This is a genomic window from Enterococcus sp. DA9 (genome assembly GCF_008000875.1).
Classification (GTDB): Bacteria; Bacillota; Bacilli; order Lactobacillales; family Enterococcaceae; genus Enterococcus_B; species Enterococcus_B lactis.
Map to the genome: position 1 here is coordinate 2323086 of NZ_CP042839.1, position 14656 is coordinate 2337741.

The window sequence follows — 14656 nt, forward strand, 5'->3', positions numbered from 1 at the left end:
TCCTATTTTATAAACTGATTAGTGAATAGTTCTTTCGAAGGTACATCTTGCTTGATCAATCCGTTTTCCTGCATAAAAGCTGTATAATTGCGCCAAACTTTTTCTTCCATCAATCCCCAATTCTCAGGATCATCCGTATAATTTTTTGACAAGAATGCTTGTGATTCTTCTAAAAACGTCCATTCATTTCCTTTTGCATATTTTTGCAACAGTTTAGCACTGTCGTTTGGATCTTTAATAGCTTCCTGATAGCCTTTTTTCGTGGCATCCATAAAAGACTGTACCAATCCTGGATCATTTTTGATCAGTTGATCATTCGTAATAATTACCGGAGTATAGTAATCTAACCGTTCATCTAATTCTTTCAATGGGATATAATTTAGTTCAATACCCGCTTCTTTTGCTTTGATCATATCCCAACCTTCAAAGTACCATTGGATATCTGAGGATTTTCCTAAGCTTTCTGGCCCTTCTCCATTGCTTCCTACCATTGTCAGTTTTGAAAAGTCACCGCCGTCTTTTTCCATCACAGCTTTTAAGACAGCTTCTTCACTTGGACTTTGCCAACCTGCATATGTTTTTCCTTCAAAATCTTTTGGTGAATGGATGTTACTGTCTGATAGGGTGGCGAATCCAGAAGTATTATGTTTGATCACTGTAGCAATTGCTTTGACTGGTATATTCTTTCCATCTGCGTGCGCATAAGTGACATCTTCTTGATAACTTATACCAAATTGTGCTTTGTCCGCACCTACTAGACCAATACTTGTCGAATTATCTCCTGGTTCGACGATTTGGACATCTAAACCAGCCTCTTTATAATAGCCTTTTTCTTTTGCTACGTAGATGCCAGTATGATTAGTATTTGGTACATAATCCAAAACAAGTGTCACTTTTTTCAAATCCTTCGTTTCTTGTTTGCTACTTGTTTCTTTTGCAGTGCCACAAGCGGATAAAAGCAACAGTAGCGGTAATAAAAGCCATAATTTTTTCATTTGATCCCCTTCTCTTAAAAAGTATAAAGCATACGGTAATACCCTTTTTTCAATAATGAACAAGCGCCATTCAGCAATAAACTCAATAAAATGACACAAATGATCGCAGCAAAAACTTTATCAATCTGGTAGCTGTTTTTTACGCGTATCATATAATACCCTAAGCCTGCTTGAGCGCTTAGCCATTCTCCAACGACTGCTCCACTGACACAATAAGTAGCGGCTACTTTTAAACCGGAAAAGAATCCGGATAAACCCGCTGGTATTTTATATATTCGATAAATCTTCCCTGTATCTGCCCCCATCGTTTTCAAAAAGATGATTTGCTCCTTCGATACTTTCCTCAATGTATCCGAAAAAGAAACTACGATCGGAAAATAGCTTATCAACACAACAAGAATCACTTTTGGAAGCATACCGAAACCAAACCATAGGGTCAATAATGGCCCTAAAACCATGATTGGCAACATTTGAGAAATCACTAGTAATGGATAAAAAGACATTTCTAAGAACTTCCAATAATCCATTGCCAAAGCAGTAATAAAAGAAAGAACGCTAGCTATTGCCAAACCAATCACTGCTTCATTTAATGTTGTGACAGAATGGGAAAGCAATACTTGTGCATCTGCTGTTAACGCAGAAAATACAGCAGCAGGTCCGGGTAAAATAAAAGCGGGTATTTTCCAAACTAAGACAACAATCTGCCAAATAATTAAAATGAATGCCATACTGACTGCTGGATAAAGATTTTTCTTCATTTTGACGCCTCCTTTCTTCTAATATGGATAACAAAAAACGCTTGAAATGGGCACGACATAGTAACCCGCTTCAAGCGTCTGCTATGTTTCTCCCTTCACCAGTATTAACTGACAGGTTCAATGGGTCTAAGTTCACAACTTACTCTCATGTCGTCTACGACATCCCCAGAAACAGGTATTCATTTTTTAAAGTGTAGCACAAGAAGGAAAAAGCAACAAGCGCTTTAGTTATCATGCTGATTATTTCAATAAATAGGAGAGATCACTTGCCAATGTCGGATACCCCATGATATAGCTATCCAACTCTTTTTTAGTCAATTTTTGATTGATGACTAGTGTCAAATCATCAATCAATTCGTCTGCTTGCTCGCTAATCACTGCAGCACCAATCAAATAATTTTGCTGGTCGAAAGTTAATTCAGCCTTAGCAACTGGTTCATTGACGCGATGATAGGTGAACCAATTGGTAAGATCCATCTCTACCACTTGATCTGACGAAGAGGCGTGACTTTTTGTAACCCCTACTTCAGCAAGCTTAGGACTAGCGTAGACGATCGTGGGTATAATTGGATATTTGATAGGGTCGCCTGTTGCATCCGTTATCCGCTTAGCTACATAATTCCCTTCAAAAGTGGCGACTGGTGTCAATTTGGGTGTTTTCCTTGAAACAATATCTCCACACGCAAAAATTTTTGGATTGCTCGTTTGCAGATAATCATTGACCTCAATCCCGTGTTTATCAAAGACGACATTCGCTTGTTCAAGTGCTAAAGATTCTGTATTCGGCTGTCTCCCAGTCGCACAAAAAATCATATCTGCTACTAATTCCGTCTCTTTTCCGACTAAACGATATCGAGTTCCTTCCGAGATGATCTTTTGGGTTTCAACATCAAAAGCAAACTGAATACCAGATGCTTCCATTTGATGGACGGCTTCCTCTACCAAAGACGCCTCAAATTCTTTTAATGGTCGTTGATTATGATGGACAATGGTTACTTTACTCCCTGCAGCATTGGCAATCGTAGCCAGTTCAAAAGCAATATATCCGCCGCCGATAAAAATAATTTCTTTAGGCAGTACAGGCAATGATAAAAAATCTGCACTAGTCTTCAAGTATTCCTTTCCTTCCACCGGTAAGATCGTGGGTCTTTGTCCTGTTGCCAGAACAAAGTAATCTCCATGAAAAACTTCTTCATTGACTTCAATAGATGAGTCGTCTAAGAAACGAGCGGTCCCTGAAAGATGATCGATTCCAGCTTCTGCCAATTGTTTTTTTCGATTTTCTGGAACTGGATCTGTGAATGTGCGTTTGAATTTTTGGAGTTCTTCCCAATTAGCAGTTGGGATCTCGTTAAATCCTTTTCCATTCAATTGTTTTATCCGATTACGGGCTTCTACTGCACTCAACAAGACTTTTTTAGGATCACATCCACGGTTAGGACAAGTCCCGCCCCATAGATCTTCTTCGACCACTAGTACTGTTTTACCTGCTTCTTTCAATCCATAAGCAGCACTTAAGCCGCTCACACCTGAACCGATGACGATTGCCTCATATGTTTTCATTTTCTTCCTCCTCTCGACTTAAAAAAGTAAAGACTTCTTTACTTGTCAGTGAACCAATATTTTTTCCTTTTTCTACTATCACAATGTTTGGGTACACTGAAAGAAGTGAATACACTTCTTTCAGAGGCGTATCAAGGCAAACTTGTTGATGACTGTTTTTTGGTACTTCTTTTAAAAAATATCCATTGACGACTAAATCTTCGACTCGCCATTCTTTCGTCTGTTTCGGTTCATCAAAGAAATGCCGTACATATTCATTTTTAGGATTCATCAATAACTGTTCTGGTGTGTCGCATTGGATAATTTCTCCATCTTTCATAAACGCAATACGATCTCCTAGCTTGATTGCTTCTTCCATATTATGCGTAACGAAAACGATGGTCGTTCCTAGTTCTTCATGTAAAGATAAAACTAATTCTTGTAATGAATTTCTTGAAATAGGATCTAATGCGCTAAATGGCTCGTCCATCAAAATCACATCTGGGCTTGCAGCAATGGCTCGGATGATCCCGATTCGTTGCTGTTCTCCTCCAGACAACTCTCTAGGCATACGATCTCGATAAATATCAGGAGATAAGCCAACTTTTTGAAGAAGTTCATCTACACGATCTGCTCTTTTCTGCTTTTCCCAACCTAACATTTCAGGTATGACTTCAATGTTTTGCTTGACTGTCATGGTCGGGAACAAAGCGATTTGCTGCAGCACATACCCCATATTCCACCGCATTTTCTGCAGATTATATTCATTTAACGATTTTCCTTTGAAGTAGATGTCTCCTGCTGATGGTTTAGATAATCCATTGATCATTTTCAAAGTAGTTGTTTTTCCACTACCAGAAGGCCCAACCAAAACAAAGATTTCTCCTTCTTTGATTGCAAGAGTTAGGTCATCAATGACATATTTTCCATCGTACTTTTTTTGCACATGTTTGAATTCGATTAATTTAGTCACTGATCTCCCTCCTTTAGTAATCCTTCGTTTTCCAGGAAGGTTCGTGCTACTTCTGCCGGTTTTTTCTTTTCGACATTGACTTGATAGTTCATATCGATCATTTGATTTTCTGTTATTTTTCCGCTTAATTTATTCAGCGCTTCAACGATTTCAGGATGGTCCTTGGCGAAATCTGTTTTCATCAGTGGCGCGCCTTGATAAGCTGGGAATAGCCCTTGATCATCTTCTAGAGTGACTAGATCATACTCCTTGAGTTGGCTATCTGTGGAATAAGCATCCACAATATTGACATCTCCATTATTGATTGCTTGGTAACGCAAACTTGGTTCCATGCTTTGTACACTTGAAAAATTCAATCCATATGCTTCTTGAATTCCTTTATATCCATCGGAACGATCAATAAATTCCAGTGTGAATCCCGCTTTGATCTGATTAGAAACTGCTGCTAAATCGGAAATCTTTTTAAGTTGATGCTCGTCTGCAAAAGATTTCTTGACCGCCAAGGCATACGTATTTTGATAAGCCATTGGTTTCAATAATGTCATATCGAATTGTTTGTTCAATAATTCTTCTGCTTCGTCATATGTTTTTTCTTTTGTCAAATCAGCATTTTTCATTGCTTCAGGTACCTTCACCAAGCTCTCTAGGACAGTCCCTGTGAATTCAGGATAGATATCGATTTGCCCTTGATCCAAGGCATTGAACAAAAAACTAGTCTTGCCAAAATTCGGTTTTAATTCAACTTCTGTTTTTGTGTTGTCTTCAATCAATTCTTTGTACATTTGGATCAGGATTTCAGGTTCCGCTCCTAATTTTCCAGCAATCGTGATGGTTTCATTTTTAAACAAGGCAGACTGATATAAAGAAACGCCCCCAACTAAACACACCACGGCTGCTAAAGTAATGATAGAATATCGAGGTTTCTTATGCTGCAACCAGCGAATCAATCCGCTGAATATAATGGCAAGCAAGGCAGAACTGATTGCACCAATCAATGTTAAAACTGGTGTGTTGCGGTCGATACCTAATAAAATAAATGTTCCTAATCCACCTGCTCCGATCAATGCCGCCAAAGTAGCCGTACCGATGATCAAAACTAAGGCAGTTCGGATACCTGAGATAATGACAGGCAATGCGATGGGAAGTTCTACTTTCAGCAAGCGTCTCATCCTGGACATACCAAATGCTACCGCCGCTTCTTCAATAGACGGGTCAATCTCAGCTAGACCAATGTACGTATTTTGGAAAATCGGAAGCAAAGCGTAAATAACAAGTGCAATCAATGCTGGAACAGTTCCGATCCCTACAAATGGGATAAGTAACCCTAATAAGGCAAGTGAAGGAATCGTTTGAAGCACACCCGTGATCTGCAATAAGACTTCTGCCATTTTTTTATGATTAGCTGCCCAAATTGCTAGAGGAATAGCAATCAGTGCTGCAATCAGCAAAGAAATGAGAGAAATAGACAGATGTTGAAATGCAGCTTCCAGCAACTCGCCTTTTCTTTCACTTAATGTTTGTATAAAATTATTCATGCGACCTTCCTTTCTGTTATTCTTTAAGTATAAACATTTCTTTACATTTTCCCAACTAACTTGACTTACCTTAACCCTACTAGGCGTCAGTAATTAATAAAAATATCACCTCTAAATATGCGGATAAAAAAAGAATCCGAGCAACAAAATCGGATAGATTTATTGGTTCTCGTTTCTTCACAACGAACATCCAATACATCTATACGAAATGATCACTCGGAATCAACCGTATCGTTTTTCATATACAACTTTTCTTTTAATTAAAAAGAAACAGCCAATAAAGTAGAAATCTCGTGGGGGAGAACACCTTTATTGACCTGTTCAACAAGTATTATACTGTATCATGACACTTTTTTGCCAAAAATGTAAAAAACGGTTGTTTTGGCATCATAAACGTCTTGTTTTCTTATTTTTACTTATATCACCACTTTATTTTCTATCTCTTTCACTCCATAAAGCGGAATGAGTTCTTCTTTTGACTGATAATAAACAGCTTTTTCACGGTTCTTCATCAAAAATAGAAAGATTTCTTTCATAGCAAGTGGTGCTTTGCCTTGTTCAAACACAAAGATGAATTGATACGATTCATTTATCTGGATTCTTGTCACAGGAATCAGTTTTTGGTCTTGAGCCAAAAAAACACCTTGATAATCTGTTTTTTTGGGTGATTTTGTAAGAATTGTCAATAAGTCTGCTGCTCGCATTTTTCCACTCCTTTTTGATAATTTGGAAGAAACAACCAAAAATAAATTTTTTTCATTTTCCTCTTGAAGAAAGAGTATAAGTCAGTATAATGAAGAGGTTGCTGAAAATTTTCAAAAGAAAAGAGGCTAGAAATGAAAAAATTAAATTTAATGACAGAATTGTGCGGAATCATTTTAGGCGCTGGGATCTATGGATTGGCTGTGACAGGCATCAATATTCCATCTAAACTGGCAGACGGTGGTGTTACTGGTATTGCTTTACTCTTGCATAATCTTTTTGGATTCGCGCCTTCTATCACTTCGCTGCTTTTTAATTTACCTTTACTGCTTATCTCATTGTTTCTTTTTGGAAAACACGCTTTTCTTCGGACGATCGTCGGAACATTTGCGCTGGTTTTCTTTTTACATTTATGGGAAAGCCTTCATATACATTTTGCTGTAGATAGTCTACTGATCAATAGTTTGATGACAGGGATTCTTTCTGGCATTGGTTGCGGTCTCGTCTTTCGATTTGGCGGAAGCACAGGCGGAACAGATATCATTTATCAAGCCATTGAAAAATATTTTCATATTAAGATTGGCAAAAGTCTTTTCTTGATTACTTTTGGTATTTTAGTTGTCTCCTTGCTTTATTTGGATCTCACACATTTTCTGTATACATTGCTTAGCTGTTCTATTCTATCTTATACATTGAATAAAGTGAAGTATCTGGAAATGGGACCTATTTTGCCCCATTTGGAAGCAAAACAGACTACAGAAACATTTGAACCACTTGATCCTCTTGAACAGTTAGAGCACTAATTCTTATTTTTACTATTTTAGTTACTATACTAAAAAATCATTATGTAAACTACAACGTATATTTTTTCAATAAAATTTTCTATAAAAATATGAAAACAAACTATTTTTGCAGACACTCTGTTAAAATAGTTTGTTTTTTACTCTTCACCCTTTCTCCTCTTGCTCACGGCAGAAAACATCAGCTGAGAAAAAAATAGGTTACGATATAATCTTTCGAGTAGAGTATAAAAAAAGAAACGCCGCAGCGTTTCCTTCTCCACTATAACATAATACAAGGTTGTATTTGTCTTATTTAAAATAGCTATTCTCTCCTAAAGAATTTCCCTGATCGTCAATCAGCCCTTGCAGTGAACGTTCTAAGATACCGTGGTTTTTTTTCGATTTTTTTTCTTCTGACTGCTTTGCTTCCCCTAATGTTTTTGTTCGATTGAACGTGCGTACAGACGGCTCATCATTTCTTTTTTCTTGATAAGGCGTTGGTTCTGTATCAAACAACAGATAAGAGTCATCTGTTTTTTTCATTGATTCGATCAAATGCTCTTCAGAAATTTTACTTTCTCTAGGGTCTGGAATAATGGATGCAGGTACATATTTAGGAACAAAATAAGAACGTTCCCGTACCTTTGTGTCCACAGATGAATTTCTCATAGTATTTCGAGACTCTGTCCTCGTTTCACTTTGCCTGACAGGACGAGAAGACTCACCAAAAAGTTTTTTTCGTCCAGTCGACGTGAGTTCTGATTGATGATGTCCAGTATAATCCGGTAATTTTTCTTTATGTTTTTCCAAATTTTCCTTGCGCGGAGCTGACTTCAATCCATTTGTTGCACGGCGCTTGCGTCGGACCTGTTCAGTGTTTGTGTTCGTGAAATGGAATTCGTTCATTTGTTCAAACGGGTGCTGATTCTGTTCAGTCAAAAGATCTTCCTGCCCGTCAAATAATACCCGCTTCTTCTCGCTGGTTAATTTTACGCCTAACTCGTCATCGTACGCAGGAAAACGGAAATGTTTTCGTCTGATTTCTTTCATTCAAACCATCCTTCTCAAAAATGGAACTTTTCTCAATAATAGCACAGATTTTTTGTTTTCAGTAGCAATGCGCTGATTATTTTAAGAAAATAGCGATGAATTTCATAAATATATAAAAAGTAACGAGGCTTAATTTGTCGTTTCTCTGATAACTAGTTCAGGGAAAAAGCGACGATAACCTTGACTTGCCCCTTTCTCTTCTATTTTTTTCAGCAACATTTCCCCGCATACTTCCCCCATACGGATAATATCTTGCTTGATCGTTGTCAATTTAGGCGAACTGATTTGGTCTAAAAACACGCCATCAAAGCCGATTACACCAAATTCTTCCGGCAAGCGCCCACCAGCATTTACAATTCCTCTTACCGCTCCTAGTGCCAGTCGATCTGAGCTGCATACAAAACAAGTTTTATCGGTGAAACCTGCCCAGTTTTCTATCATATATCTTTCTACTTCTGTCGAATGATTTGGAAATCGCAAGATCTTACTTGGAAGATCAGCTTCCTTCATCACAGATAAGTAACCAGCTTCCCTTGAAAGCTCAAACGATTCGTCCACTTCAATCCCGATATAAATAATTGTTTGGTAATCTCTTTCTAAGGCATATTGCGTTGCTTTTGCTGTACCATATTCATTATCGCTGTCTACATAGTCATATCCTTCACAATTTTCTCCAAACAAAACAACTGGTTTTTCCAAGCGGTCAATCCAATCGAAGTCTTTTTTTCTGACACCTGTGATGATGTATCCATCACAAGAACCGACATCGAATGCGTCATTTGTAACTAGTTGGAGAGAATAATGCGCTTTTCCGATCCGTTTAGCGATCCCCATCAGCAAATTCATGTAGTAGGGCTCGGTTGTGTCGATTTCTTCCAGTATAAATAATTTGATGATCTGTGACCGATTCGTGACAAGTGCTTTTGCAGCAATATTTGGGCGGTAATCCAATTCAGCCATTGCTGAGAAAACTAGCTCTTTCAATTCATCCGTCACCTGTTCCGGATGATTGATGACTCGAGAAACCGTCATTTTTGAAACATTGGCACGTTTTGCAACATCTGCTAAAGTGGGCATGCTCTCTTCCTTTCTAACATGTTGTCGTTCTTATTACCAATTATACCAAATTTTCCTAACAGGGTTCATTATAGCCCAAAAGAAAAATCAGAAAATCTCCTATCCTCCTTAAGTGATTTCCCAATTCAGCTATTTCTATTTTTTTATCAAATTCTTTGCTAAAAAAGCGGAAGCTTCCTCCATCAGTGGTATTTGTACCATGTGTCGCTGTGTTTTGGAGGAACGAAAAACAATTTCTTTTCCGTAAGGCTCAGGCCGGTTTTTCTCTACAAATCTTTCCGTTTGTATATAAGGGATCTTTTCATCTGCTTGTCCATGCCAAAAGAACAGAGGGCGTCCATCTAGCTTTTCCGGTTGCAATGATAAATCATAACTCTTGACCCACGAGATCAAATCAAAATAGTCTTTTGGCAAGATATAGTTGTATTCTGACGCTCGTCTTGCGATTTCTTTCCCATATTCCAGAAGCGCAGGAGATCCCATCAAACATACACCTGCTGCTATATGAGGATGCTTAGCTAACAACGCGCATGTTGTCATTCCGCCCATCGAAACCCCACCAACTGCAAGCCGATCATGTAAAAGATCTCTTTTTTCTAAATGCTTGATAAGCGTGTCAAACTCAAACAAGTTCCCGTAGATACTATCCCAAAATGTATAGGATGGAATAGAAGAAACTGGCTGTTTTCGTTCCCCATGATTCATCGCATCTGGCAGGATCACGCGAATACCTTGCTGTGCAATTTTCCTTCCTTGTGTCAAAACTAACTCCTTACTTGTCTGCCATCCGTGATAATAGATGACAACGGGAATCCGTTCTTCTCTTAATTCTTTCAGGACAACTTCTAACACTGGAATTTGATTGACAGAACGTTTCAATATAATTGGATTCAATGGCTACTCACCTATTTTCATTAAATTTCCTGATCGCCATAGCAACCATGATCCGACAGTCGTCTGGAACAGGTTCAGTATACCAAATAATATAAATGCAGGACTGAATGGCTCAGGAAATAAGAATAGGGAACAAAGCCCCACCACTCCTAATGCTAGCGAAAGGAGAGGATAAATAGAGAAATTCAAAAAACTGGCAACGCTACCGAAAATATTACCAATAAATAGTATCAAAAAGAAAAAAACGCTTAGAATCAAACCATCTGTCAGCGACATCTGAAAAACAATGTTCTCTACATCAATTGGCTGTTGAATCGCATAGACACCTAAGTATATACTGAGAAGGAGACTGAGCACGTGACTGGCACAAAATACTCGATTGACCGTTTTCATTTTAATCACCTAACCTATCTTTATAATTCTATTATAATCATTTTATCATTTTTTGGCACCAATAAAGTTTCAATTTTTCTTCACTTGCGATTTTTTTTGATATTGTTGTTATACAAATGAAAGGAGTTTTACAAATGATTGATCCTAAAATGTTAGGGATGATCTTCCTCATCAATTTTGCTTATATCACTTTGAACACGTTACGTTTTATGCTAACAATGAAAGGCTACCGGCTGATTGCTCCCCTTGTCAGTATGGTTGAGATCACGATCTATATCGTAGGGCTATCTCTTGTATTGGATCGTTTAGATAATCCGCTGAATTTATTTGTCTATGCGTTAGGTTACGCAGTAGGTATCAGTGTTGGGATTTTGATTGAAGACAAGCTGGCATTAGGATACATCATGGTCACAACGATTTTGCCAGCAAATAGCGCGGAAGATAAAAGTTTGCCTGGTATACTGAGAGAACACGGTTACGGTGTAACACAGACTTCTGCAATGGGTCTAGAAGGCGAGCGACTGGTCCTGGAAATACTTTCTCCTAGAAAAAGCGAACGTGAACTGTATCGCCTGATCAAAGAAATTGAAGAGCGTGCTTTCATCATCTCATATGAACCAAAATATATTTCAGGTGGTTTTTGGACTAAAAAAGTAAGAAAAAGACAAGGAAAATAACTCACAAACTAAAAAGCTGTCGAACATATAAATTAAATTTTAGATGTTCGACAGCTTTTTATTTATTATTTTGATTAAAAAACATCGACATATACTCATTGATTTGTTATTATACTTTATATACTTATCAATTTAATTTGGAGATATTATGGAAATTCAACGTAAAACAACTAATTTTTTACATTTAGGCTCTTTTTTTGCAACTTTGACGATTTTATTTTTTCTATGTTATTCGTACGTTAAGACCTCACAGGCGCCTTCTAGTGCATTAGGCTGGTTGCTTTTAGATCATTCTGATATTACAGAAACAGAAGAAAATCCGTTTTTTTTAATTTTATCTTCTCTATGCGCCTTGATGTTTTCTGTGTATTTCAGTGCCTATTTTTTTCATCGACATCCTGGTAAGTTAAATGAAGCTTCAGGTGTATTGATTGCATTTAAAACGTTTTCTTTTTTAGCTATCCTTTTTTATTCGTTTAATCACAATACGCTTTTCTTCTTTATCATGAATGGTTTAGTCGTGATTTTATCTATTTTCACTTATTTTATTTTTTCACTCATTTTTAGCCAAATGAGATGTCCGCTCTTCTTTCGATTAGTTCCTGTCACATGTTTTATCTACAGCTTGTTTTCCTTTTTTGTCCTTGCTTTGATACCATTGGCCAACCCTTCGACGATCCAAGTCGCAGGAAATCTGTTGGATATGCTCTTCATCGTCAGTCTAGGTGTATTTATGTGGCAAAGAAAAAAGAAACAAAATAAAAAGCATTTTGAAGCCTGACTACGACGACTTCATAAATGCTTTTTTAATTTTAAACACTTCAATCTAAAAGAATAACCCAAGATTGGATAGATGATTAATAATGACTTACCATTCGTTTCTGAGTGATTCTGGATCACCAAATGAACTTCCTAATCTAATCGCTAGTTCTTCCCTTAGAATGCCATACTTGACTGAATCATAATATTAATTATTTAAAAATCTAACTTTTCTTATGACCCCTTCCTTTGTCATTCCACATTTCTCACCAATTTTTTGCATTCCTTTATTTCCATACCATGTAGTGAATCCAATATGTGGTAGATAGGCAAAATACTCCAATAATTCTTTTAACTATAAAAGAAGAGAAAGACTCCTCTTGCAAGAATCAGCATAATTTTAGCTTACTGCTCTCTTAGATTCTTCTCACCAAAGCTGTTCTATATTGTTCTATATTGCTCCATATTCTTTGATATAAGAAAATGCATGCGGCATAAATTTTTTGCTCAACTCAGAAAAGATTTGTCGTTTAAGAAAGGCCGTTTCCTCCATTGTCAATGAAGGATCCAATGTTGGAAATTCAATCTCAGGATTGTTTTTTTCGACAATAGGCAATGCTAGTGTAAATGATTCTTCTTCCTTTATGGTATCCGTCACAAGTAATGACTGATGGAAAATACTAGGCCGACGATTTTTATATTTATTTTTACGTATCCTGTCAACGATAACTTCTATTTGATCAAAAAAGTACGCTTCATTTACATCTCCAATAAGTTCGGCTAATTCTTTGAATGCCTTCGTTACAGGAAGCTGATTCTTTTGTATAAAAAAATAATTAGCCAACGTAAGCGGGAAGTGTTCTTTAGAGGAAAGTGTAATAAAACGGTACTTCTGATTTCCTGCAGTCGTTCTCAGCAATTCTGTCTCTCGGCTGTTTCTTACTCCATAAAAATATGCTTCTTTTCGTTCATCTTCAAAACAATACGCCCAAATAACTTCTCCCATCGCTAATTTTTGTTCAGCAACAGAGAGTCTCTTCAATTGGTCGGCTATGGTTTCAGCAGCCGAAGTGACTTGTTGCAAGTAATCGTTGGGATCAAATACTGGAAAGTTCAAATGATATCTTCGCTCTTCTCTCTTGATTAATCCTGCATCGATCAACAGATCAAGAAAATGAGAAAATTTGTTTTGCGGAAATTCTTTTTTCAATTCTCTTAGAATCGTTTCTTTTTCTCGATGTTCATATAGATAATCGGTCAATAAAGAAAAAAGCGGATCACCGGTCAGTTTTTGATAAAAATTTTCCTTATTTTTTGAATAATAATAGTTCATATATGTTCTCTTTTCTATCCATTTTATTTTACTTAAAAGACTTTTACATAAAAAGGAGGAAGAACAAGAGTCATGTTTGACTGTTATTCTCCTCCACTTCTTAGACTTTTAGTATGTTCTGTGTTTCTTTTTATTCAATCGCTTATCCCATTCACTTTGAATGCTTCATCCTACCATTTGATTAGCTGATTACAGCCGTCAACTGAGGTACGACTTGTTTTTTACGTGAAACGACACCTTTAAGTAAAGCTCGGTTATTGGTCAAAGTTGTTTGGAAAGCTTCTTCTACTTTTTCTTTACCTTTACCAGCAACAAGTAATTCTGAATCGCTGTCTAAGATATTTGTGACAACTAATACGAATAAATCGTAGCCATTTGCTTTCATTTCTTCTTCCATCGCTGCTTCTAGTTCTGCTTGTCGATCCATCACTTCATTCAGATCCACTGTATTGACTTGAGCGATACGCACATTGGAACTGCCCATTGGGAAACTTTTTGCATCCAAATCAAGAAGAACCGCAGCTGATTTATCACTTAGATTCGTTCCGGCTTTCAACATTTCAAGACCATAGGCAGTTAGATCTACTTCAGCGATTGCTGCAAGTTCCTTTGCAGCTGCTTCGTCTTCAGGTGTACATGTTGGCGATTTGAACAACAATGTATCTGAAATGATAGCTGAAAGCATAATCCCAGCAATTTCTTTAGGGATCGTTACTTGGTTTTCTTTATATAGTTTTAAAATGATCGTACTTGTACATCCAACTGGTTCTGCACGATAGTACAATGGATTAGCTGTTTCAAAGTTTGCAATACGATGGTGGTCTACTACAGCCAAAATATTTACTTCGCTGATATCTGAAATACTTTGTTGGAATTCATTATGATCCACAAGCATGACATCTGCATTTTCTGCTTTAGCTGACTCTACTACTCGTGGTGCAGATAATTGAAAGTGGTCTAATGCGTATTGTGTTTCTTCATTAGGTGTACCTAGAGCAACTGCTTCTGTTTCGTTACCTAATTCATTTTGCAAGTGTGAAAAGGCAATGGCTGCCCCAATTGCATCTGTATCTGGATTTTGGTGACCAAAAACTATAATTTTTGACATGTCATTCGCTCCTTTGTGATTTCTCCTATTTAATAATAGCAAAAAAACGGAAAGAAGCAATACTTAACTTCTTTCCGA

15 protein-coding genes, 1 pseudogene and 1 riboswitch are annotated in these 14656 nt (G+C 37.2%); of the genes and pseudogenes, 3 read left to right on the top strand and 13 right to left on the bottom strand.

The genetic code is table 11. From position 1 onward, the window contains the following. Positions 1-2: 2 nt before the first annotated feature. The 6 genes from FTX43_RS12130 to FTX43_RS12155 all read right to left on the bottom strand — a co-directional run bounded on the left by FTX43_RS12130 (position 3) and on the right by FTX43_RS12155 (position 6507). On the bottom strand, positions 3-995 hold the full coding sequence (locus FTX43_RS12130; protein ID WP_002309523.1) for an ABC transporter substrate-binding protein: 993 nt from the start codon (positions 993-995) through the stop codon (positions 3-5). Positions 996-1009: 14 nt separating this feature from the next. Continuing rightward, a complete protein-coding gene (locus tag FTX43_RS12135; RefSeq protein ID WP_002309524.1) occupies positions 1010-1753 on the bottom strand; it encodes an ABC transporter permease in 744 nt (247 codons plus the stop codon). 73 nt (positions 1754-1826) lie between these two features. Beyond that, a riboswitch (TPP riboswitch) is annotated at positions 1827-1931 on the bottom strand. 62 nt (positions 1932-1993) lie between these two features. Next, on the bottom strand, positions 1994-3316 hold the full coding sequence (locus tag FTX43_RS12140) for an NAD(P)/FAD-dependent oxidoreductase (RefSeq protein ID WP_002344150.1): 1323 nt from the start codon (positions 3314-3316) through the stop codon (positions 1994-1996). Then, positions 3303-4268 (bottom strand): ABC transporter ATP-binding protein, encoded by a 966-nt coding sequence (locus tag FTX43_RS12145; RefSeq protein WP_002309526.1) that lies wholly within the window; start codon positions 4266-4268, stop codon positions 3303-3305. Before FTX43_RS12145 ends, FTX43_RS12140 begins: the two co-directional genes overlap by 14 nt. After that, positions 4265-5803 (bottom strand): ABC transporter permease/substrate-binding protein, encoded by a 1539-nt coding sequence (locus FTX43_RS12150; protein WP_073490588.1) that lies wholly within the window; start codon positions 5801-5803, stop codon positions 4265-4267. The genes FTX43_RS12145 and FTX43_RS12150 overlap by 4 nt, the downstream gene beginning before the upstream one ends. Positions 5804-6219: 416 nt before the next feature. After that, positions 6220-6507, bottom strand: coding sequence for a hypothetical protein (locus tag FTX43_RS12155; protein ID WP_002309528.1), 288 nt, complete (start codon positions 6505-6507; stop codon positions 6220-6222). 132 nt (positions 6508-6639) lie between these two features. On the opposite strand from FTX43_RS12155, the gene FTX43_RS12165 reads away from it, so the two are divergent. Next, complete coding sequence (locus FTX43_RS12165; protein ID WP_073490587.1) at positions 6640-7308, top strand: YitT family protein; 669 nt, start codon at positions 6640-6642, stop codon at positions 7306-7308. A 288-nt stretch (positions 7309-7596) separates the two neighbouring features. Here FTX43_RS12165 and FTX43_RS12170 read toward each other — a convergent pair whose 3' ends face one another. The 4 genes from FTX43_RS12170 to FTX43_RS12185 form a co-directional block, all read right to left on the bottom strand. Continuing rightward, on the bottom strand, positions 7597-8337 hold the full coding sequence (locus tag FTX43_RS12170; protein WP_073490586.1) for a hypothetical protein: 741 nt from the start codon (positions 8335-8337) through the stop codon (positions 7597-7599). A gap of 129 nt (positions 8338-8466) precedes the next feature. After that, on the bottom strand, positions 8467-9414 hold the full coding sequence (locus FTX43_RS12175; RefSeq protein WP_002309535.1) for a LacI family DNA-binding transcriptional regulator: 948 nt from the start codon (positions 9412-9414) through the stop codon (positions 8467-8469). Between the two features lie 135 nt (positions 9415-9549). Beyond that, positions 9550-10308, bottom strand: coding sequence for an alpha/beta fold hydrolase (locus tag FTX43_RS12180; RefSeq protein WP_002313863.1), 759 nt, complete (start codon positions 10306-10308; stop codon positions 9550-9552). Between the two features lie 3 nt (positions 10309-10311). After that, positions 10312-10701: a hypothetical protein gene (locus FTX43_RS12185; protein ID WP_002290241.1), complete on the bottom strand. Its 390-nt coding sequence runs from the start codon at positions 10699-10701 to the stop codon at positions 10312-10314. A gap of 134 nt (positions 10702-10835) precedes the next feature. On the opposite strand from FTX43_RS12185, the gene FTX43_RS12190 reads away from it, so the two are divergent. Both FTX43_RS12190 and FTX43_RS12195 read left to right on the top strand, forming a co-directional pair. After that, positions 10836-11378, top strand: a complete 543-nt coding sequence (locus FTX43_RS12190; protein ID WP_002289260.1) for a DUF2179 domain-containing protein — start codon at positions 10836-10838, stop codon at positions 11376-11378. A 148-nt stretch (positions 11379-11526) separates the two neighbouring features. Then, on the top strand, positions 11527-12159 hold the full coding sequence (locus FTX43_RS12195) for a hypothetical protein (protein ID WP_002313864.1): 633 nt from the start codon (positions 11527-11529) through the stop codon (positions 12157-12159). Between the two features lie 186 nt (positions 12160-12345). Here the strand turns inward: FTX43_RS12195 and FTX43_RS15520 are convergent. The 3 genes and pseudogenes from FTX43_RS15520 to FTX43_RS12210 all read right to left on the bottom strand — a co-directional run. Continuing rightward, positions 12346-12471, bottom strand: a pseudogene (locus FTX43_RS15520) (GNAT family N-acetyltransferase); the annotation flags it as partial. A gap of 117 nt (positions 12472-12588) precedes the next feature. Continuing rightward, positions 12589-13470 (bottom strand): DUF1803 domain-containing protein, encoded by an 882-nt coding sequence (locus FTX43_RS12205; protein ID WP_002309543.1) that lies wholly within the window; start codon positions 13468-13470, stop codon positions 12589-12591. Between the two features lie 181 nt (positions 13471-13651). Then, positions 13652-14578 carry a manganese-dependent inorganic pyrophosphatase gene (locus FTX43_RS12210; RefSeq protein ID WP_147607087.1) on the bottom strand — a complete coding sequence of 309 codons (927 nt, stop codon included), beginning with the start codon at positions 14576-14578 and terminating at the stop codon, positions 13652-13654. Between the last annotated feature and the right edge of the window lie 78 nt (positions 14579-14656).

What these genes read in the sequence shown, in the direction of transcription:
- FTX43_RS12130 (WP_002309523.1), bottom strand. Translation starts at nt 995, where the DNA reads ATGAAAAAATTATGGCTTTTATTACCGCTACTGTTGCTTTTATCCGCT.
- FTX43_RS12135 (WP_002309524.1), bottom strand. Translation starts at nt 1,753, where the DNA reads ATGAAGAAAAATCTTTATCCAGCAGTCAGTATGGCATTCATTTTAATT.
- FTX43_RS12140 (WP_002344150.1), bottom strand. Translation starts at nt 3,316, where the DNA reads ATGAAAACATATGAGGCAATCGTCATCGGTTCAGGTGTGAGCGGCTTA.
- FTX43_RS12150 (WP_073490588.1), bottom strand. Translation starts at nt 5,803, where the DNA reads ATGAATAATTTTATACAAACATTAAGTGAAAGAAAAGGCGAGTTGCTG.
- FTX43_RS12155 (WP_002309528.1), bottom strand. Translation starts at nt 6,507, where the DNA reads ATGCGAGCAGCAGACTTATTGACAATTCTTACAAAATCACCCAAAAAA.
- FTX43_RS12165 (WP_073490587.1), top strand. Translation starts at nt 6,640, where the DNA reads ATGAAAAAATTAAATTTAATGACAGAATTGTGCGGAATCATTTTAGGC.
- FTX43_RS12170 (WP_073490586.1), bottom strand. Translation starts at nt 8,337, where the DNA reads ATGAAAGAAATCAGACGAAAACATTTCCGTTTTCCTGCGTACGATGAC.
- FTX43_RS12175 (WP_002309535.1), bottom strand. Translation starts at nt 9,414, where the DNA reads ATGCCCACTTTAGCAGATGTTGCAAAACGTGCCAATGTTTCAAAAATG.
- FTX43_RS12185 (WP_002290241.1), bottom strand. Translation starts at nt 10,701, where the DNA reads ATGAAAACGGTCAATCGAGTATTTTGTGCCAGTCACGTGCTCAGTCTC.
- FTX43_RS12190 (WP_002289260.1), top strand. Translation starts at nt 10,836, where the DNA reads ATGATTGATCCTAAAATGTTAGGGATGATCTTCCTCATCAATTTTGCT.
- FTX43_RS12195 (WP_002313864.1), top strand. Translation starts at nt 11,527, where the DNA reads ATGGAAATTCAACGTAAAACAACTAATTTTTTACATTTAGGCTCTTTT.
- FTX43_RS12205 (WP_002309543.1), bottom strand. Translation starts at nt 13,470, where the DNA reads ATGAACTATTATTATTCAAAAAATAAGGAAAATTTTTATCAAAAACTG.
- FTX43_RS12210 (WP_147607087.1), bottom strand. Translation starts at nt 14,578, where the DNA reads ATGTCAAAAATTATAGTTTTTGGTCACCAAAATCCAGATACAGATGCA.